Source organism: Streptomyces sp. TRM68416, from assembly GCF_014596915.1.
In the GTDB taxonomy this organism is placed as follows: Bacteria; Actinomycetota; Actinomycetes; order Streptomycetales; family Streptomycetaceae; genus Streptomyces.
On sequence record NZ_JACVWU010000021.1, the window covers coordinates 144,495 to 164,340 of the forward strand.

The 19,846-nt window shown below is 70.2% G+C and carries 16 protein-coding genes and 1 pseudogene; 7 read left to right on the forward strand and 10 right to left on the reverse strand.

Going from position 1 to position 19,846, the window contains the following annotated elements:
• Nucleotides 1-338 precede the first annotated feature (338 nt).
• A complete protein-coding gene (locus ICC28_RS29845; RefSeq protein WP_188291850.1) occupies nt 339-1,628 on the forward strand; it encodes a DUF2637 domain-containing protein in 1,290 nt (429 codons plus the stop codon).
• A 55-nt stretch (nt 1,629-1,683) separates the two neighbouring features.
• Here the strand turns inward: ICC28_RS29845 and lysS are convergent, their stop codons facing one another.
• On the reverse strand, nt 1,684-3,423 hold the full coding sequence (gene lysS / locus ICC28_RS29850; protein ID WP_188291851.1) for a lysine--tRNA ligase: 1,740 nt from the start codon (nt 3,421-3,423) through the stop codon (nt 1,684-1,686).
• 127 nt (nt 3,424-3,550) lie between these two features.
• Between lysS and argS the strand changes: the two genes are divergently transcribed.
• Complete coding sequence (gene argS / locus ICC28_RS29855) at nt 3,551-5,305, forward strand: arginine--tRNA ligase (protein ID WP_188291852.1); 1,755 nt, start codon at nt 3,551-3,553, stop codon at nt 5,303-5,305.
• 19 nt (nt 5,306-5,324) lie between these two features.
• On the opposite strand, the gene ICC28_RS29860 is transcribed toward argS, so the two are convergent.
• Nucleotides 5,325-5,741, reverse strand: a complete 417-nt coding sequence (locus tag ICC28_RS29860) for an ATP-binding protein (RefSeq protein WP_188291853.1) — start codon at nt 5,739-5,741, stop codon at nt 5,325-5,327.
• A 113-nt stretch (nt 5,742-5,854) separates the two neighbouring features.
• On the opposite strand from ICC28_RS29860, the pseudogene ICC28_RS29865 reads away from it, so the two are divergent.
• Both ICC28_RS29865 and ICC28_RS29870 read left to right on the forward strand, forming a co-directional pair.
• Nucleotides 5,855-6,679 (forward strand): annotated as a pseudogene (locus ICC28_RS29865) (helix-turn-helix domain-containing protein).
• Nucleotides 6,676-6,873, forward strand: coding sequence for a DUF397 domain-containing protein (locus tag ICC28_RS29870; protein WP_188291854.1), 198 nt, complete (start codon nt 6,676-6,678; stop codon nt 6,871-6,873). Before ICC28_RS29865 ends, ICC28_RS29870 begins: the two are co-directional and overlap by 4 nt.
• Before the next feature lie 55 nt (nt 6,874-6,928).
• Here ICC28_RS29870 and ICC28_RS29875 read toward each other — a convergent pair whose 3' ends face one another.
• From ICC28_RS29875 to ICC28_RS29910, 8 genes are all read right to left on the reverse strand, one after another.
• The gene (locus tag ICC28_RS29875) at nt 6,929-7,288 is read right to left on the reverse strand and encodes a DUF805 domain-containing protein (RefSeq protein WP_188291855.1); all 360 of its coding nucleotides are present in this window, start codon (nt 7,286-7,288) and stop codon (nt 6,929-6,931) included.
• A 276-nt stretch (nt 7,289-7,564) separates the two neighbouring features.
• A complete protein-coding gene (locus ICC28_RS29880; protein ID WP_317454125.1) occupies nt 7,565-8,776 on the reverse strand; it encodes a PLP-dependent aminotransferase family protein in 1,212 nt (403 codons plus the stop codon).
• 115 nt (nt 8,777-8,891) lie between these two features.
• Nucleotides 8,892-9,884, reverse strand: a complete 993-nt coding sequence (gene hemB / locus ICC28_RS29885; protein WP_188291857.1) for a porphobilinogen synthase — start codon at nt 9,882-9,884, stop codon at nt 8,892-8,894.
• A 245-nt stretch (nt 9,885-10,129) separates the two neighbouring features.
• On the reverse strand, nt 10,130-11,836 hold the full coding sequence (locus ICC28_RS29890) for a uroporphyrinogen-III synthase (protein ID WP_188291858.1): 1,707 nt from the start codon (nt 11,834-11,836) through the stop codon (nt 10,130-10,132).
• Nucleotides 11,833-12,804 carry a hydroxymethylbilane synthase gene (hemC, locus tag ICC28_RS29895; RefSeq protein WP_188291859.1) on the reverse strand — a complete coding sequence of 324 codons (972 nt, stop codon included), beginning with the start codon at nt 12,802-12,804 and terminating at the stop codon, nt 11,833-11,835. The genes ICC28_RS29890 and hemC overlap by 4 nt, the downstream gene beginning before the upstream one ends.
• Nucleotides 12,801-14,549 carry a glutamyl-tRNA reductase gene (locus tag ICC28_RS29900; RefSeq protein ID WP_188291860.1) on the reverse strand — a complete coding sequence of 583 codons (1,749 nt, stop codon included), beginning with the start codon at nt 14,547-14,549 and terminating at the stop codon, nt 12,801-12,803. The genes hemC and ICC28_RS29900 overlap by 4 nt, the downstream gene beginning before the upstream one ends.
• Nucleotides 14,546-15,307: a redox-sensing transcriptional repressor Rex gene (locus tag ICC28_RS29905; RefSeq protein ID WP_188291861.1), complete on the reverse strand. Its 762-nt coding sequence runs from the start codon at nt 15,305-15,307 to the stop codon at nt 14,546-14,548. The genes ICC28_RS29900 and ICC28_RS29905 overlap by 4 nt, the downstream gene beginning before the upstream one ends.
• Nucleotides 15,308-15,592: 285 nt before the next feature.
• Nucleotides 15,593-15,883 (reverse strand): glutaredoxin family protein, encoded by a 291-nt coding sequence (locus tag ICC28_RS29910; RefSeq protein WP_188291862.1) that lies wholly within the window; start codon nt 15,881-15,883, stop codon nt 15,593-15,595.
• A 152-nt stretch (nt 15,884-16,035) separates the two neighbouring features.
• Between ICC28_RS29910 and ICC28_RS29915 the strand changes: the two genes are divergently transcribed.
• The 3 genes from ICC28_RS29915 to ICC28_RS29925 all read left to right on the forward strand — a co-directional run bounded on the left by ICC28_RS29915 (nt 16,036) and on the right by ICC28_RS29925 (nt 19,827).
• Entirely contained in the window at nt 16,036-16,950 is a 915-nt protein-coding gene (locus ICC28_RS29915; RefSeq protein WP_188291863.1) for an HAD family hydrolase, read from the forward strand.
• A gap of 628 nt (nt 16,951-17,578) precedes the next feature.
• Complete coding sequence (locus tag ICC28_RS29920) at nt 17,579-18,352, forward strand: ECF subfamily RNA polymerase sigma factor, BldN family (protein ID WP_188291864.1); 774 nt, start codon at nt 17,579-17,581, stop codon at nt 18,350-18,352.
• Between the two features lie 233 nt (nt 18,353-18,585).
• A complete protein-coding gene (locus tag ICC28_RS29925; RefSeq protein ID WP_188291865.1) occupies nt 18,586-19,827 on the forward strand; it encodes a DUF5667 domain-containing protein in 1,242 nt (413 codons plus the stop codon).
• Nucleotides 19,828-19,846: the final 19 nt, after the last annotated feature.

A 19,846-nucleotide genomic window follows, 5' to 3' on the forward strand; every position in this document is an offset into this window, starting at 1 on the left:
GCCTCACAAGTTGTCACAGGAAGTACACAAATTTGCAGGCAGTATCCACGGACGACATTCCCAAACGAGCAAGAATCCGCCGCATCGCCACCCGGGTGCAAATATGGCTATTAACACTCGATTCGCGTGGTCCGATGAGCTGAATCTTCCCTTCTGTCGCCCGTTGCCGCTGTCGAATCGACCGAAAGACGTCAGGTCTTCGCGCGGCGCCGCACAGCCCCTCACCCGCCCTGCCCGACGGTCACTGTTTCTCACCATCTCCCGTACCGGCCCGTCCCGCGCCGGACGTATGTGCGAGGGTGTCGCTCGCAACAGATCGAACAGGGAGGGGTCTCCGCGTGGCCGCGCCTCTAACGCTCACCCGCACGCACCGGATACTCATCGGAGTGGTCGTAGCCGGTGCGGTGGTCATCGCCGGCATCGGCTTCGCCGGTTCCTACGCAGCCGTCCGTGAGCTGGCCATCAAGAAGGGCTTCGGGAACTTCAGTTACGTGTTCCCGATCGGCATCGACGCGGGCATCTGCGTCCTGCTCGCCCTGGACCTGCTCCTGACCTGGATCCGTATCCCGTTCCCCCTCCTGCGGCAGACGGCATGGCTGCTGACGGCGGCCACGATCGCCTTCAACGGCGCGGCGGCCTGGCCGGACCCGCTGGGCGTGGGCATGCACGCGGTGATCCCGGTGCTGTTCGTGGTCTCGGTGGAGGCGGCCCGGCACGCGATCGGGCGGATCGCGGACATCACGGCGGACAAGCACATGGAGGGCGTCCGTCTGACCCGCTGGCTGCTCTCGCCAGTCCCCACCTTCCTCCTGTGGCGCCGCATGAAGCTGTGGGAGCTGCGCTCCTACGAGCAGGTCATCAAGCTGGAGCAGGAGCGCCTGGTCTACCAGGCCCGCCTGCGCTCCCGCTTCGGCCGAGCCTGGCGCCGCAAGGCCCCCGTGGAGAGCCTGATGCCTCTGAGGCTGGCCCGCTACGGCGTCCCCCTGGCGGAAACGGCCCCGGCGGGCTTGGCAGCGGCAGGCATAGAGCCCCAGGTGCTACCCGCACAGGCCGCCCAAGCCGCGGGCGCCCCTGCCGCCGTAGCTGCGGACAACCGTGCCGCTGGGGCGGCTCCCGTCCCACAGAAAGCGGCACCCCACAGCGGGCAGCGCCCAGAGCTGGTCGCCAACCCCCACGCCGTGCAACCGGATCCCGATCCCGAGCAGAGCCCCTGGTTCGAGGCGCCCCAGCAGACCGAGTACCACGGCGGCTACGACCCCACCTACGAGCCCGACTACGAGCAGTGGTACGTCCACCAGCAGATGGCCCAGCAGTACCAGGAAGAACTCCCGCCGCAAGATCAGCAGCCCTCTCCGGAGGAAACCGGCAGCTTCCCCATCCCGGTAAGCGGCAACCGCACCCGCGAGCTGGGCGAGGGCGGCGGCACCGCACCCGCGGAACCGGACGAGGAGGCCTACTACCAGGTCTTCAAGCAGTCGATAAACGGCAGTTACCCCACTCCCCGCGAGTTCGGCGAGAACGTCGAGGCGGAGTTCAGCCTGGGCCTGCCCCCGGACGAGGCCAAGCGCATGGTCAACCGCTTCACCAACCGCTACAACGCGGAACTGGAAGAAGACCACATCGCCTGAGTACGAGGGAGGGGGCGCCTGTGATGCACCGGCGCCCCCTCCCTCGTGGAACGGCCTACTCCCCGAGCAGGGCCCGCACCCGCTCCTGACCCACCGCCAGCAGCAGCGTGGGCAGGCGGGGACCGGTGTCGCGGCCCACCAGCAGGTGGTACAGCAGCGCGAAGAACGACCGCTGGGCGGTCTTGATCTCCGGCGGCAGCTCCTTGGGCGTGGCGTCGGCCGGGAACCCGGCCTGCACCTTGGGCACGCCGTAGACGAGGTGGGTCAGCCCGTCCAGCGACCAGTGGTCGGCCAGCCCGTCGAGCAGCAGCCGCAGAGACTGCTGGGAGGCCTCGTCAAGGGACTTCAGCAGCTCGGCGTCGGGTTCGGCGCGGACGATGGTCCGCTGGTCGGCGGGCACGTGCGTGTTGATCCACGCCTCGGCCTTGTCGTAGCGCGGCCGGGCCTCGTCCAGCGAGCCGAGCGGGTTGGCCGGGTCGAGTTCGGAGAGGATCCGCAGCGCCTGGTCCTCGTGTCCGGCGGTGATGTCGGCGACGGACGCGAGGGTCCGGTACGGCATCGGCCGGGAGGTGGTGGGCAGTTCGCCGCCGGCGGTCCGCACCGCGCGCGAGTGGGCGGCGATGTCCGCCGGCAGGGCGGAGCCGTCGGCGACCTTGGCGTCGAGCTTGTCCCACTCGTCGTAGAGCCGCTGGATCTCCTGGTCGAAGGCGATCTTGAAGGACTGGTTGGGCCGGCGGCGGGCGTAGAGCCAGCGCAGCAGCTGCGGCTCCATGATCTGGAGGGCGTCGGCGGGGGTGGGGACGCCGCCCTTGGAGGAGGACATCTTCGCCATGCCGCTGATGCCGACGAAGGCGTACATGGGGCCGATGGGCTGCTTGCCGCCGAAGATCCCGACGATCTGCCCGCCGACCTGGAAGGAGGATCCCGGGGAGGAGTGGTCGACGCCGCTCGGCTCGAACACGACACCCTCGTACGCCCAACGCATGGGCCAGTCGACCTTCCAGACGAGCTTGCCGCGGTTGAACTCGTTCAGCCGGACGGTCTCGGCGAAGCCGCAGGCGTTGCAGGTGTACGACAGCTCGGTGGTGTCGTCGACGTAGGAGGTGACGGTGGTGAGGTCCTTCTCGCAGTTGCCGCAGTAGGGCTTGTACGGGAAGTAGCCGGCGGCGCCCAGGGAGCCGTCGTCCTCGCTTGCCGCGCCGGAGCCCTCGGCGGCTTCCAGCTCGGCTTCGTCGACGGGCTTCTGCGACTTCTTGGCGGGGGCCTTCTTGGTGCGGTACTGCGCGAGTACGGCGTCGATGTCGGCGCGGTGCTTCATGGCGTGCAGGATCTGCTCGCGGTAGGCGCCGGAGGTGTACTGCTCGGTCTGGCTGATGCCGTCGAACTCGACGCCCAGCTCGGCGAGCGACTCGATCATGGCGGCCTTGAAGTGCTCGGCCCAGTTGGGGTACGTGGAGCCCGGGGGCGCCGGTACTGAGGTCAGCGGCTTGCCGATGTGCTGGGCCCAGGACTCGTCGACCCCGGCGATACCGGCCGGCACCTTGCGGTAGCGGTCGTAGTCGTCCCAGGAGATCAGGTGCCGGACCTGGTGGCCGCGGCGGCGGATCTCGTCGGCGACGAGGTGCGGGGTCATGACCTCGCGCAGGTTGCCCAGGTGGATGGGGCCGGAGGGGGAGAGGCCGGACGCGACGACGACCGGTTTGCCCGGGGCCCGACGCTCCGACTCCTCGATGACCTCATCCGCGAAACGGGAGACCCAGTCGGTGGTCTCGGTGCTCTGAGCCACGATCGGCACGTCCTTCTTTCTGAACGGGTGACGCCCCATTGTCACAGACCGCGGTGCGGCCGGAAAAATGGCTTTACCCCCCGTGGGATACTGAGCGTGTCTATCGATCCCCACGAGGAGAACGGCACCCACTCCTATGGCTCCGGTCACGTCCCTCAGCGACTCCGTCGAACAGCAGCTTGCCTCCGCGATCTCCGCCGCCGTGCCGGAGACCTCCGCGGACCCCCTGCTGCGACGCAGTGACCGGGCCGACTTCCAGGCGAACGGTGTTCTGGCGCTGGCGAAGAAGGCGAAGGCGAACCCGCGGGAGCTGGCGACGCAGGTCGTCTCGCACGTCGTCACGGGGGATGTGATCAAGGAGGTCGAGGTCTCCGGCCCCGGTTTCCTGAACATCACGCTGAGCGACCGGGCGATCACCGAGAACCTCGCCGCGCGGTACGCGGACGGTGACCGGCTCGGCGTGGCCCCCAAGCCGAACCCGGGTATCACGGTCGTCGACTACGCCCAGCCGAACGTGGCGAAGGAGATGCACGTCGGTCACCTGCGCTCGGCGGTGATCGGTGACGCGCTGCGGGGCATGCTCGACTTCACCGGCGAGCAGACGATCGGCCGGCACCACATCGGCGACTGGGGCACCCAGTTCGGCATGCTGATCCAGTACCTGCTGGAGCACCCGGGCGAGCTGGCCCCGGCCTCGGAGGTCGACGGCGAGCAGGCCATGTCGAACCTGAACCGGGTCTACAAGGCGTCGCGCGCGCTCTTCGACTCCGACGAGGAGTTCAAGGAGCGGGCGCGGAAGCGGGTCGTCGCCCTGCAGTCCGGTGACAAGGAGACGCTGGAGCTGTGGCAGCAGTTCGTGGACGAGTCGAAGGTCTACTTCTACTCCGTCTTCGAGAAGCTGGACATGGAGATCCGGGACGAGGAGATCGTCGGCGAGTCGGCGTACAACGACGGCATGCCGGAGACCGCCCGCCTCCTGGAGGAGATGGGCGTCGCGGTGCGTTCCGAGGGCGCGCTCGTGGTCTTCTTCGACGAGATCCGCGGCAAGGACGACCAGCCGGTTCCGCTGATCGTGCAGAAGGCGGACGGCGGCTTCGGTTACGCGGCCTCCGACCTGACCGCGATCCGCAACCGGGTCTTCGACCTGCACGCGACATCGCTGCTGTACGTCGTGGACGTGCGCCAGTCGCTGCACTTCAAGATGGTCTTCGAGACGGCCCGGCGCGCGGGCTGGCTGACCGACGGCGTCACCGCGCACAACATGGGCTACGGCACGGTGCTGGGCGCGGACGGCAAACCGTTCAAGACGCGTGAGGGCGAGACCGTACGGCTGGAGGACCTGCTGGACGAGGCGGTCGAGCGGGCCGCCGAGGTCGTACGGGAGAAGGCGCAGGATCTCACCGAGGACGAGATCCAGGAGCGGGCCGCGCAGGTCGGCATCGGCGCGGTGAAGTACGCGGACCTGTCGACGTCGCCGAACCGGGACTACAAGTTCGACCTGGACCAGATGGTGTCGCTGAACGGCGACACGTCGGTGTACCTGCAGTACGCGTACGCGCGTATCCAGTCGATCCTGCGCAAGGCGGGCGACACGGAGCCGGTCGCGCACCCGGAGCTGGAGCTGGCCCCGGCGGAGCGGGCGCTGGGCCTGCACCTGGACGCGTTCGGTGACACGGTGTTCGAGGCGGCGGCGGAGTACGCCCCGCACAAGCTCGCCGCGTACCTGTACCAACTGGCGTCGCTGTACACGTCGTTCTACGACAAGTGCCCCGTGCTGAAGGCCGACAGCCCCGCGCAGGTGGAGAACCGTCTGTTCCTGTGCGACATGACGGCCCGCACCCTGCACCGCGGCATGGCCCTCCTGGGCATCCGCACCCCCGAGCGCCTCTGAGCCCGGCCGGTTCACCCGCTCACGCCACGGCGGAGCGGGTGAACTCGCACCACACCACCTTGCCTGGGCTGCGCTGCCCCACACCCCACTTGTCGGCGAGCGCGTCGACGAGGAACAAGCCACGCCCGCCCTCGCCGTCGTCGGCGCCCGCCCCGACGTAGGGCCACCCGTCCCCACTGTCGTGCACCTCGACGCGGACGACGTCACCGTCGTAGCGCACCCGCAGCAGGAACCCGCGTCCGGGCGGCGCCCCGTGCCGCACGGCATTGGTGGCCAACTCGCTCACGCACAGCGACACGTCATCGGCCCGCGACCACTCCGCGAGCCCCCAGCAGGTGAGCGACCACGCCGCGAATCTCCTGGCAGCGGGTACGGAACGGCGGTCACGGCGGTAGAACTGGTCGCGCTGACAGGGGAGTTGGGTTTCTTGATTCACGGGACGAATGTCACGCAGAGTCACTACCGTGAGTCAGAGGGTGAACCCGTACGGGGAATTTGTACGGGTTCCCGTGGGGTCGGTACGGGCATGCGTTGGGGAGTTGAAGCGACATGACCACCAAGAAGCAGCGCAAGAAGAACCTCTCCACCATGCGGATGGTCGGCGCCCAGGTGCAGGCCGCCCGCAGAGCAACGGGGTACACCCAACGCTCCCTCGGGGAGGCGGTCCGTCTGGACGAGGAGACAATCGCGTCGATCGAACAGGGCAGGCGCCCCCTGCTGCCCGACCTCGCCCAGATCCTGGACAGGCTCCTCGACACCAAGGGGCTCCTGGTGGCCGGCGTGGACAACATGCCCGAGTTCGACCCGTTCCCGCTGTTCGCCGAGCAGTACATGCTGCACGAGCGGGAGGCGGTCGCCCTGTCCTGGTACGACAATGCTGTCCTGCCCGGCCTGCTCCAGACGGAGTCCTACATCCGCGCGGTTCTCAGCGAGCGCGTACCGGCATACGACGAGGATGAGCTCGCGACGAAGACGGGAGCCTGATTGGAGCGCCAGGAGATCCTGTGCCGCAAGTGTCCACCGACGATGAGCTTCATCGTGTGGGAGCCGGTGCTCCACCTCGCCATCGGCGGCCCAAAGGTCCGCCGCGACCAGCTGCGGCATCTGCGCGAACAAGCCGAACTTCCCGGCCTGTCACTCCAGTTCCTGCCGATGAACACGCCCTCACACGCCGGTCTTGACGGCCCCTTCACCCTGCTGGAAACCCCCGACCACCTGCACCTGGCCTACACCGAAGGGCAGCGCGGCAGCCAGTGGGTTTCCGACCCGGACGAGGTGTCCATCCTGGCACGCAAGTATGCGATGCTGCGGTCACAGGCCCTGTCTCCGCAGGAGTCCAAGGGCTTGCTCGACCGTCTGCTAGGAGATAAATGAGCACCGCACTTGAGTGGTTCAAGTCGAGCTACAGCGGCAGCGAAGGCGGCCAGTGCATCGAAGTCGCCTGCAACGAAGCCGGTATTCACATCCGCGACTCCAAGAACCCGGAAGCGACGGGCCCCACCCTCACCTCCTCCCCGGAGGCCTGGGCGGCCTTCACGGCGTACGCCACGGACGCCACCGCCCGCTAGAGACGCCGAAAGCCGCCCGGAGGAACCGGGCGGCCAGGGCTTGCGCGTATGTGTGTCAGGCGTGGGCCTGCACGAACTTCGGGTTCTCGCCGTGCTTGTTGGCGCCCGCCTCACCGTCGAGGCAGAGGAAGACCAGCAGCACGATGCCGCCGACGAGCGGAATCAGAGCGATGAGGATCCACCAGCCGGAACGGCCGGTGTCGTGCAGCCGCCGGACCGTGACGCCCAGGCTGGGCAGCAGAAGGCCGAGAGCCATCACCAGGGAGAGGATCTGCGAACCGAGGACCGCGAGGTCGACGATCGACGCCACGACGGCGAAGATCATGTAGAACAGGGTGTACATCCAGTATTCCTTGCGACGGGCACGCCCGCTGAACACCGCGTACTTCTTGACGACTTCGACGAACCAGTTCATTCCATCCCCCAGGGATCGATCTACGGAGCCTCACCGATCAGGTCCGGCCAGGCGGAGAAGCTACGTAGCTGACGAGATCTCGTCAAAGCGCCTGCGCATTCCCTGTTCACATGACTTGAGCACCGCAAAACGGACACTCCGGCAACGCATCGGCGATCATTTCCGGACACACTCAGCAGCGATCACCGAGGACGACACCAGTCAGCCACCGAACCGTGTGCGTTCCGTTGTCACTCCTACGCAGTTTCGATGCCGGAACGATCCGGAACCGTTGCCTCAGCACAGCCCGTTCGCCAGCCTCCGCAGGCCCTCCCCGATCCGCTCGGGCGTCTCCGTCACGAAGCACAGCCGCAGCGTCGAACGGTCGGCCGCACCGGCGTGGAAGGGCGCGCCCGGCACGTACGCCACGTCATGCCGCACAACGGCGGGCAGCAGGACCGTCGCGTCGTACGACTCCGGCAACCGCGCCCAGAGGAACATCCCTCCCTCGGGCCGGTTCCAGGCCGAGCCCTCGGGCAGGGCCCTCGCCAGCCCGGCGACCATGGCGTCCCTACGCTCCCGGTAGGCCCCGGCGACCCGCGCCACGTGCGCGTCGAGGTCCTGGTCGGCCAGGTAGCGGGCGGCGGCCAGCTGGTTGACGGTCGGGGTGTGCAGGTCGGCGGCCTGCTTGGCGACGGCGCAGGCGCGGCGCAGGGCGGCCGGCGCGCGCAGCCAGCCCAGCCGCATGCCGGGCGCCATGACCTTGGAGAAGGAGCCGAGGAGCACGGTCCGGTCGGCGGCGTTCTGCAAGGAGGCGATCCACGGCACGCGCTCGCCCTCGAAGCGCAGTTCGCCGTAGGGGTCGTCCTCGACGATCCACAGCCCGTGCCGCGCGGCGACGGCGGCGAGGGCGGCGCGCCGTTCGGCGGGCAGGGTGCGGCCGGTGGGGTTCTGGAAGGTGGGGACGGTGTAGAGCAGCTTGGGCCGCTCGCGCCGCACGTACTCCTCCAGCGCCGCGGGGTCGACGCCGTGCTCGTCGCCGGGCACGGCCAGCACGCGGGCCCCGGCGAGGCCGAAGACCTGGAGGGCCGCGAGATAGCAGGGGTCCTCGACGAGGACGGTGTCGCCGGGGTCGACGAGTGCGGTGGCGAGCAGGGACAGGGCCTGCTGGGAGCCGGTGGTGACCAGCAGGTCGTCGGCGTCGGTGGGCAGCCCCCGCGCCGAGGTCCGTGCGGCGAGCGCCTCGCGCAGGGCCGGTACGCCTTCGGTCGTGGAGTACTGCAGCGCCTGCCCGGGAGTGTCGGCGAGGACGGCCCGGTAGGCGGCGGCGACCCCGTCGGCGTCGAAGAGTTCCGGTGCCGGCAGCCCGCCCGCGAAGTTGATCACCTCGGGGCGGGCGGTGACGGCGAGGATGTCCCGTACCGGGGAACCGCCGATCGAACGGGTCCGCGCGGCCAGCGGCGGCACAGCGGCTCGATCGGCGGCTGACACGGACTCGATGACGCTCACGGCACGGCTCCTTCGGTCGGTTCGTGACCGCAGCGTAGGCACATACATGCCGCCTACAAGCAGATTTCCGCGATCCGGACCCGGAGCCGGGTACCGTCGACGTGCCGCCGACGAACTACCGCAGCTTCTGGGCCGCTTCGGTGGCCCAGTAGGTGAGGATGTTGCGCGCGCCGGCCCGCTTGATGCCGGTGAGCGCCTCCATGATGGCGCGGTCCCGGTCGATCCAGCCCTTCTCCGCGGCGGCCTCGATCATCGAGTACTCGCCGGAGATCTGGTAGGCGGCGACCGGCACGTCGACGGCGTCGGCGACCTTCGCCAGGATGTCGAGGTAGGGCCCGGCGGGCTTGACCATCACCATGTCGGCGCCCTCTTCGAGGTCGAGGGCGAGCTCCCGCAGCGACTCCCGCGCGTTGGCCGGGTCCTGCTGGTACGTCTTCCGGTCGCCGCGCAGCGACGAGCCGACGGCCTCCCGGAAGGGCCCGTAGAAGGCGGAGGCGTACTTGGCGGTGTAGGCGAGGATGGCCACGTCCTCCCGCCCGATCTGGTCGAGCGCGTCCCGTACGACGCCGATCTGCCCGTCCATCATCCCGCTGGGGCCTACGACATGGGCGCCGGCATCGGCCTGCACCTGGGCCATCTCGGCGTACCGCTCGAGGGTGGCGTCGTTGTCGACGCGCCCTTCCGCGTCGAGCACTCCGCAGTGCCCGTGGTCGGTGGTCTCGTCGAGACACAGGTCGGACATGACGAGCAACTCGTCGCCGACCTCGGCCCGTACGTCCCGGATGGCGACCTGGAGGATCCCGTCCGGATCGGTCCCGGGCGTCCCGAGCGCGTCCTTCTTCGACTCCTCCGGCACCCCGAAGAGCATGATCCCGGAGACCCCGGCCGCCACGGCCTCCGCGGCCGCCTTCTTCAGACTGTCCCGGGTGTGCTGCACGACGCCCGGCATCGCCGCGATCGGCACGGGCTCAGCAACCCCCTCCCGCACGAACGCCGGAAGGATGAAGTCGGCCGGGTGCAACCGCGTCTCGGCAACCATCCGCCGCATCACGGGGGTAGTCCTCAGCCGCCGAGGCCGGGTACCGGGAAAGGATCCATACGTCGACATAACACCTACGCTACGCCCGCCCCACCCACCCCGATACCAACGCCCTGTCGGCACCGGCCCGCGCCCACCGCGTAGCTGTCGAAGCCCGTCAAGCTGCGGGCATGTGTGCCGCCTGGGGCGGCACGGGTGGGCGCAGGCGGCACCCCGACAGCGCCGGGCCGCGCGACCCACCCGCGCCGGCCCCAACGCAGGGCCACCTGCACCGCCGTACGCCGAAACCCCCGTACGCGGAACCCGCCGTACGCCTAAGTCGTCGTACGCCGCCGCCGGGCCCCCGGCCTCCGCTCGCTCGGCCGCGTCACCGGATCCCCGGCCTCGACCGCCGCGGCCCGCCGCCGCAGACCGAAGTCCGCAAGCGCCTCCGCCAGCTTGTGCACGGACGGCTCCGGAGCCATCACGTCCACCCTAAGCCCATGCTCCTCGGCGGTCTTCGCAGTGGCAGGACCGATACAGGCGATGACGGTCACGTTGTGCGGCTTCCCGGCGATACCCACCAGGTTCCGCACGGTGGAGGACGACGTGAAGAGAACGGCGTCGAAGCCACCGCCCTTGATCGCCTCCCGCGTCTCCGCCGGCGGCGGCGAGGCGCGCACGGTCCGGTACGCCGTGACGTCGTCGACCTCCCAGCCCAGCTCGATGAGCCCGGCGACCAGCGTCTCGGTGGCGATGTCGGCCCGCGGCAGGAACACCCGGTCGATCGGGTCGAAGACGGGGTCGTACGGCGGCCAGTCCTCCAGCAGACCCGCGGCCGACTGCTCCCCGCTCGGCACCAGATCCGGCTTCACACCGAACGCGATCAGCGCCTTCGCGGTCTGCTCGCCCACCGCGGCGACCTTGATGCCCGCGAACGCCCGGGCATCGAGCCCGTACTCCTCGAACTTCTCCCGTACGGCCTTCACCGCGTTGACCGACGTGAAGGCGATCCACTCGTAGCGGCCCGTGACCAGGCCCTTGACCGCCCGCTCCATCTGCTGCGGCGTCCGCGGCGGCTCGACGGCGATCGTCGGCACCTCGTGCGGCACGGCCCCGTAGGACCGCAGCTGGTCGGAGAGCGACGCCGCCTGCTCCTTCGTCCGCGGCACGAGCACCTTCCAGCCGAACAGCGGCTTGGACTCGAACCACGAGAGCTGCTCGCGCTGGGCCGCGGCGGAACGCTCACCGACCACGGCTATCACCGGCCGGCCGCCCTCCGGCGACGGCAGCACCTTCGCCTGCTTCAGGGTCTGCGCGATCGTGCCGAGCGTCGCCGTCCACGTCCGCTGACGCGTGGTGGTACCGGCGACCGTGACCGTCATCGGCGTATCGGGCTTGCGGCCGGCCGCCACCAGCTCACCGGCGGCGGCGGCGACGGAGTCGAGGGTGGTCGAGACGACGACCGTCCCGTCCGACGCGCCCACCTCCGTCCAGCACCGGTCGGATGCCGTGCGCGCGTCCACGAACCGTACGTCCGCGCCCTCGGCGTCCCGCAGCGGCACACCCGCGTACGCGGGCACGCCGACCGCGGCCGCGACGCCGGGGACCACCTCGAAGGGCACCCCGGCCGCGGCGCACGCCAGCATCTCCTCGGCGGCGTAGGCGTCGAGCCCGGGGTCCCCGGACACCGCACGCACCACCCGCCTGCCGCCCCGTGCGGCCTCCATGACAAGATGTGCGGCATCCCGCACGGTGGGTGCCCCAGCGGTTTTTGACGAACCGTCAACAACCGCTAGTTGAGGCGTGCCTGTGCCCGGAACCGGGTCCGACGAAGGATCCGTGTCCGTGTTCATGACGGCAACGCCCGACCTGGCGTGCACACGTACGACGTCGAGCACCTCGTGCTCGGCGACGAGAACGTCCGCGTTCGCCAGCGCCTCCACGGCGCGCAGAGTCAGCAGTCCCGGATCCCCGGGTCCGGCACCGAGGAAGGTGACGTGCCCGTGTTCGAGGCCGGTGGGAAGGGTGGTGGGGCTCACTGTGCTCGCTCCCCCATCAGACCGGCCGCGCCCTGGGCAAGCATCTCGGCAGCGAGTTCGCGACCGAGCGCAAGCGCCTGGTCGTGCGTCTCGGGCACGGGACCGGTGGTGGACAGCTGCACCGTACGAGTGCCGTCGGTCGTGCCGACGACGCCCCGCAGGCGCATTTCCTTGACAATCTGCCCGTCGGCCAAAAGGTCGGCCAGCGCGCCCACAGGGGCGCTGCAGCCGGCCTCCAGGGCGGCGAGCAGGGAACGCTCGGCGGTGACGGCGACCCGCGTGAACGGGTCGTCGAGCTCACCGAGCGCGGCGACGAGGGCAGTGTCTTGGGCGGTGTGCCCCGCCCTGCACTCGATCGCCAGGGCCCCCTGGCCGGGGGCGGGCAGAACTGTGTCGACCGACAGGAAGTCGGTCACTTCGTCGATGCGCCCGATGCGGTTCAGGCCGGCCGCCGCCAGCACCACCGCGTCCAGCTCACCGTCGTGCACGTACCGGATCCGCGTGTCGACGTTCCCGCGGATCGGCACCGTCTCGATGTCCAGCCCGTGGGCCCGTGCGTACGCGTTCAGCTGTGCCATCCGGCGCGGCGAACCCGTACCGATGCGCGCCCCGCGCGGCAGGTCGGTGAACTTCCGCGCGTCGCGGGCGACGATGACGTCCCGCGGGTCCTCGCGCACGGGAACGGCGGCCAGCGCCAGCTCCTCGGGCTGTGCGGTCGGCAGGTCCTTCAGGGAGTGCACGGCGAAGTCGACCTCGCCGCGCAGCAGCGCGTCCCGCAGCGCGGTCACGAACACGCCCGTGCCGCCGATCTGCGCGAGGTGCTCCCGCGACACATCCCCGTACGTGGTGATCTCGACGAGCTCCACGGGCCGCCCGGTCACCTGGCTCACGGCTTCCGCCACCTGCCCGGACTGGGCCATGGCGAGCTTGCTCCGCCTGGTCCCGAGCCTCAGCGCCTTGTCCCTCATGATGCGGGCCCTCGGTCTTTCTCATCGGTGCTCTTCTCGGCCCGCGAGACGGCGGCAACCGTCTCCGGGGCGAGGTCGAACAGGGTCCGCAGCGCGTCCGCGTACCCGGCGCCGCCGGGTTCGGCCGCGAGCTGCTTGACCCGTACGGTCGGCGCGTGCAGCAGTTTGTCCACGACGCGCTTCACGGTCTGGGTGATCTCGGCGCGGTGCTTGTCGTCGAGCCCGGGCAGCCGCCCCTCCAACCGGGCGATCTCACCGGCCACGACATCGGCGGCCATGGTCCGCAGCGCCACCACGGTCGGGGTGATGTGCGCGGCCCGGAGCGCCGCCCCGAACGCCGCGACCTCGTCGGAGACGATACGGCGGACCTGGTCGACGTCGGTCGCCATCGGCGCGTCCGCCGAGGCCTCGGCCAGCGACTCGATGTCGACCAGACGGACCCCGGCCAGCCGGTGCACGGCGGCGTCGATGTCACGCGGCATCGCAAGATCAAGAAGGAACAGGACGGGCTCCGGCCCCTCGACCACAGCCTCGGGCCTGCGCCGCTCGGGAATCCGCCCGACCGTGGCAACAGCAGCGGCCAGCGCGGCAATGGCCTCGCCCTCATCGGCCGCACTGTGCGACCGCGTGCTGCCGTTGTCCACCCAGGCGGCATGCTGCTCCAACTCAGCAGCCCCCATCCCGGCGACGGCGGCCTCACCAGCCACGGAGAACCCGGCAGCGGCCTGCAGATCAAGCGGACAGTCGTCGTCGGCCCCCGCCGCCAAGCCGCGGGCGCTCACGCCACCTGCCTCGCCCGCCCAGCTGCGGGCATGCGTGCCGCCTGGGGCGGCACGGGTGGGCGCAGGCGGCACCCCGTCAGCGCCGGGCTGCGCGACACCCCCCCGGCCGGCACCAGCGTCCGGCACCCGCCCGGCAACGGCCCGCGCAACGGCGTCCGCCGCCAACACCAGCCCCGTAGCCCCCGTACAAGACACCACGACATCGGCACGTGTCAGCTCATCAGCCACCGCACCCATGGACACCGCACGGGCCAGCCCCGCAGAGCCGCCCTCATTGAGAATCTCCGCAAGCCGCTCGGCCCGATCAGCCGTACGGTTGGCGATGACGACCTCGGCCACCCCCACCCGCGCCAGCGTCGCCGCGGCCAGCGAGGACATCGACCCGGCCCCGATCACCAGCGCGGTCTTGCCCCGGGCCCAGCCCTGCACCGCCGTACCCCGGGCCAGCTGCTCAAGCCCGAAGGTGACCAGCGACTGCCCCGCCCGGTCGATCCCGGTCTCGGAGTGCGCCCGCTTGCCGACCCGCAGCGCCTGCTGGAACAGGTCGTTCATCAGCCGCCCGGCGCTGTGCAGCTCCTGCGCCCGCGCCAGGGAGTCCTTGATCTGCCCGAGGATCTGCCCCTCGCCGACGACCATCGAGTCCAGCCCGCAGGCCACCGAGAACAGATGGTGGACGGCCCGGTCCTCGTAGTGGACGTAGAGGTACGGCGTGAGCTCGTCGAGCCCGACCCCGCTGTGCTGGGCGAGCAGCGTGGACAGCTCGGCCACACCGGCGTGGAACTTGTCCACGTCGGCGTACAGCTCGATCCGGTTGCAGGTCGCGAGCACCGCGGCCTCGGCGGCCGGTTCGGCGGCGACGGTGTCCTGGAGCAGCTTGACCTGCGCGTCCGCGTTCAGTGCCGCCCGCTCCAGCACGCTGACCGGTGCGCTGCGGTGGCTCAGCCCGACGACGAGGAGACTCATGCCGGCATCACGGCGGGTACGTCCCCGTCGGGTCCCTGGTCGGCGGAGTCGCCCCGGGTGGCGGCCGGGATCGTGCCCTCGGCAGCCGCGGCCTCCTCGCCGGCCTTGCGCTGCTCGTGGAAGGCGAGGATCTGCAGCTCGATGGAGAGATCGACCTTGCGCACGTCGACGCCGTCCGGGACGGACAGCACGGTCGGCGCGAAGTTCAGGATGGAGGTGACCCCGGCGGCGACCAGGCGGTCGCACACCTGCTGGGCGGCACCGGCGGGCGTGGCGATGACGCCGATGGACACGCCGTTGTCCTCGATGATCCGCTCAAGGTCGTCGGTGTGCTGCACGGGGATGCCGGCCACGGGCTTTCCGGCCATTGCGGGATCGGCGTCGATCAGTGCCGCGACGCGGAAACCGCGCGAGGCGAACCCGCCGTAGTTGGCCAGGGCGGCACCGAGGTTACCGATACCGACGATCACAACCGGCCAGTCCTGGGTCAGGCCCAGTTCGCGGGAGATCTGGTACACGAGATACTCGACGTCGTAGCCGACGCCCCGGGTCCCGTAGGAGCCGAGGTAGGAGAAGTCCTTGCGCAGCTTCGCGGAGTTGACTCCCGCCGCGGCCGCGAGCTCCTCGGAGGAGACCGTGGGTACCGAGCGCTCAGACAGTGCGGTCAGCGCGCGGAGGTACAGCGGAAGCCGGGCGACGGTGGCCTCGGGAATCCCTCGGCTACGGGTCGCCGGTCGGTGAGTTCGGCCAGTTGCCACGGTGCTCCTGCGGGTAGAGCGGGGCTGCAGGCGGTCATGCGTCCCCAGACCGCCCCGTCGAAAGCAGGCTATGTCTTTGTGAACGCGTGCACAAAGATGGTGTCCGATTTGCCCGGCCAACGTGACCGGGGTCACGCGCCCCCGGCGCACGGGTGTGGAACCGGCGCACAGGCACCTTCGTTCCTCTCTCATTGGGGGCAAAACCGCACACTCTCCTCAACGATCCCCGCCCCCGAGACCAATTCGCCGTCGATCCTAAGCGACTCTCCGGGACAGTTGGACTGCTCAGTCAGTTCCGGTGAGGGCCTTGCGGAGGCGTTCCTCGTTCACGCGCCAGAAGGTGTGCTGGGCTCCGTCGACGAGGACGACGGGGATCTGTTCCCAGTACTGGTCGTGGAGTTGGGGGTCCTGGGTGATGTCCTTCTCCTCCCAGGGAACACCCAGATCGCCGCAGACCTTCTCGATGACGATCTGTGCGTCATCACACAGATGGCATCCCGGTTTGCGGACGAGTGTGACGAGCCGGTCTTGGGGAGCCGGGGGCTTCCGGCGGAAGAGGGGACTCATGTCAGCCATTCTCGCGCGAGCGCGCGGGACGGGAACAGCCGCGAAGCAGCCGGGCAACACGCCGATCGGATCAGTTCTTTAACGACACGGTCGCGGAGAGTTCACAGCCTTCAAACCTCTCGACTCCGGAACCACCGAACAAACTGGCTATGCTCACGGGCATGGCCGCTCTCGGATGGCTCACCCCCCGTAGGCGCTCCGCCACTGCGCGGAGCGTGTTGGCAGGCGAGGCCTCGGCTGAGGCAGCGCGCAAGTCCGTCCCCGAGTCCCTCCCGGAGGAGGAACCGGAGTTCCCGGTGCTGGGCGACGACAAGGCAGCCGCGTTCTTCGACCTGGACAACACCGTGATGCAAGGCGCCGCGCTGTTCCACTTCGGCCGGGGCCTGTACAAGCGGAAGTTCTTCGAGACCCGCGACCTGGCGCGGTTCGCCTGGCAGCAGGCGTGGTTCAGGCTGGCGGGCGTCGAGGACCCGGAACACATGCAGGAGGCCCGCGACTCGGCACTGTCGATCGTGCAGGGCCACCGCGTCTCCGAGCTGATGTCGATCGGCGAGGAGATCTACGACGAGTACATGGCCGAGCGCATCTGGCCGGGCACGCGCGCACTGGCCCAGGCCCACCTCGACGCGGGCCAGAAGGTGTGGTTGGTCACGGCGGCACCGGTCGAGATCGCCCAGGTGATCGCCCGCCGCCTCGGCCTGACCGGCGCGCTGGGCACGGTCGCGGAGTCGCTGGACGGCGTCTACACGGGCAAGCTGGTCGGCGAACCGCTGCACGGCCCGGCCAAGGCGGAGGCGGTGCGCGCCCTCGCCGCCGCGGAGGGACTGGACCTCTCCCGCTGCGCCGCGTACAGCGACAGCCACAACGACATCCCGATGCTCTCCCTGGTCGGCCACCCCTACGCCATCAACCCCGACACCAAGCTCCGCAAGCACGCCCGCGAACTGGACTGGCGCCTACGGGACTACCGCACGGGCCGCAAGGCCGCCAAGGTCGGCATCCCCGCCGCAGCAGGCGTAGGCGCGGTGGCGGGCGGCACAGCAGCCGCCATCGCCATCTCCCGCCGCCGCCGCTGAGCACGCACCTCCCCTGCGGACCGGCGAGCACCGGCCACGCAGTCCCCCGCCCCCTGAAGGGCCACACCACCCACCCAGCCTGCGCGCAGCCGCGCCGCTGAGGCACGCGACCACCCCCACCCACCCACCCACCCAGCCTGCGGGCAGTCGTGCCGCTGGGGCGGCACGGGTGGGCGCAGGCGGCACCCCACCAGCGCCGGGCAGCGCGCCCCACCCCCACGCGCGCCCCCACGCACGCGCACCCCACACCCCACGCCAACCCCGCCCCACCCCCACCCCCACCCCGGTCACCTCTGATCACGAACGCCCCCCACCCCCCGATCCCGGCCAATCCCCGCCCCGCACCCCCAAACCCCCCTGTCCAGCCCCCTTGGCTGCACACGGCCACAACACGCCCCGCACCAGACCGAAATCCGATCCTTTCCGATCAACAACCTGTCACTGTGCGGCACTTGATCGACCGTCAATCGGTTACAGAAGCGACGTAATCGATGATTTGAGCAACTGGGTGTAGCAGCACCTACACGAAGCGTTATTCTCCTCAGACGCAATCCGGTACTGCTCCGTCGCTACGACGGGTGAACGGTCCCGCACTGCACGTGATGGAAGCTCTGCCTCTGGGAGTCCCGTGTACCCACACGTCGGGGTTGACGCCTCGGGCCTGGCTACGCTGCGCGCAACGGTCCAAGACCTACTGCGCGGCTTCGTCCCCACCGCGTACGCCGTCCCCGCCCTCGCCGTAGCCACCGCCCCCGTCGGCCCGTGCTACGCACTCGCCGACGGCGGCGCCGCCGTCGGCAGACGGGGACGTTCGGCCGGCGCCACCACCCCCCGGCGACCGGCCGCGGACAGCGACAGCGCCCGGATGATGGATCTCGTCGAGCGGGCGCAGGCCGGCGAGGCGGACGCGTTCGGCCGCCTCTACGACCAGTACAGCGACACCGTGTACCGGTACATCTACTACCGCGTCGGCGGCAAGGCCACCGCCGAGGACCTGACGAGCGAGACCTTTCTGCGCGCGCTCAGAAGGATCGGCACCTTCACCTGGCAGGGCCGCGACTTCGGCGCCTGGCTCGTCACCATCGCCCGCAACCTCGTCGCCGACCACTTCAAGTCCAGCCGCTTCCGGCTGGAGGTCACCACCGGCGAGATGCTCGACGCCAACGAGGTCGAGCGGTCCCCGGAGGACTCCGTACTGGAGTCCCTCTCCAACGCCGCCCTCCTGGACGCCGTACGACGGCTCAACCCCCAGCAGCAGGAGTGCGTCACACTCCGCTTCCTGCAGGGCCTCTCGGTCGCGGAGACCGCCCGCGTCATGGGCAAGAACGAGGGCGCCATCAAGACCCTCCAGTACCGGGCCGTGCGCACCCTGGCCCGACTCCTCCCGGACGACGCCCGCTGACCGTGCACCCTCAGTAGCAACCAACTCGCTTTCCGTGAAAGTCCGTTGACTCCCCGATCCGATCATCCGCCGTCCGTAACCCAAGTGCCGCGACGCTCGTTGTGCGGGATGCAGGCTCCCTGTGGTCACTACCCGACCACCTCCGGTCACTCGATCGTGTGGATGTGGTCAGGGTGTGCAACCCTCAGGACCCCCTGGGGAGTCGACCGTCATGACGAGAGGAGGTGCCGCCAGTGATCGCGAACGTATCGGCACACCGGCGGGCGAACGCCTTCGCCCAGGCCCTGGAGGAGCAGTCCGACCGGGGCACGGCGGCCGAGCAGCCCGAAGGATCGGCACCGGCTCCGGCTGCTGCGGAGCAGACCGAGCAGGGCCTTCTGTTGGCCCTCGCGACGTCTCTCGGCGAGCTGCCCAAGCCGGAACTGGATCCCGAGGTCAAGGTCGTCCAGCGGGCCCAGCTCGTGGCCGCGATGGAGGCCATGCTGCTGGAGGGCACCGCAGGGGGCGGAGCGGACACGTCGGTACCCGAGCAGCGCTCCCCCCGCGGCCGGGGCGCACACCGGGCGAGCCCGCTCGGCAAACTGCGACCGCGTTCCCGGCTCACCAAGGGCCTCGCCGCGGGCGGCCTCAGCGTCGGGGTGGCCGCAGGCGCCTTCGGCGGTGTCGCCGCGGCCAGCGGTGACGCCCTGCCCGGCGACTCCCTCTACGGCCTCAAGCGCGGCATCGAGGACTTCAAGCGCGGCCTCGCGGACGGCGACAGCGAGCGCGGCGAGGCCTACCTCGACCAGGCCTCCACCCGCCTGAGCGAGGCCCGCCGACTGATGGAGCGCGGCCGCGGCGGCCACCTCGACCACGAGTCCCTCGGCGAGATCCGCCGCGCCCTGTCCGGCATGCGGCACGACGCCTCCGAGGGCCACCGCCTGCTCTCCGCGGCCTACGAGGCGGACCCGGACTCCCTGGGCCCCATGCAGACGCTCTCGGCCTTCTCCCGCTCGCACCGCGACGTCTGGGGCGCCCTGCGCGACCGGCTCCCGGTGCAGCTGGGCGATGTCAGTCAGCAGGTGTCGTCGGTGTTCGACGCCATAGACGAAGACGTCGCCCCGCTGGAGTCCCTGCTCCCGCAGCCACCCACCGAAACCGGCGGCGACGGCAAGCGGCAGGGCGGTTCCTCCTCCGCGTCCACCGGCACCTCCGGTACGGACAGCCCGGCGGCCCCCAGCAGCGGCAGCGGCACCTCCGACGACGGCCAGTCCGGCACCGGCAGCCCCAGCAGGTCCGCCGCCGGCTCCGGCAGCACGGACGAAGGCCTGCTCGGCGGCGGCACCGGCGGCCTGCTCGAACCGCCGAAGGACAGCACCGGCAGCACCGCACCGTCCACCAGCAACCCGCCGACCACCCAGCCGGACGTCACGCTCCCGCCGCTGCTCCCGGGCCTGCTCCCCGGCCTCGGCATCGACAGCGAGGACGCCAACTAGGCATGGCGTAGGCATAGGC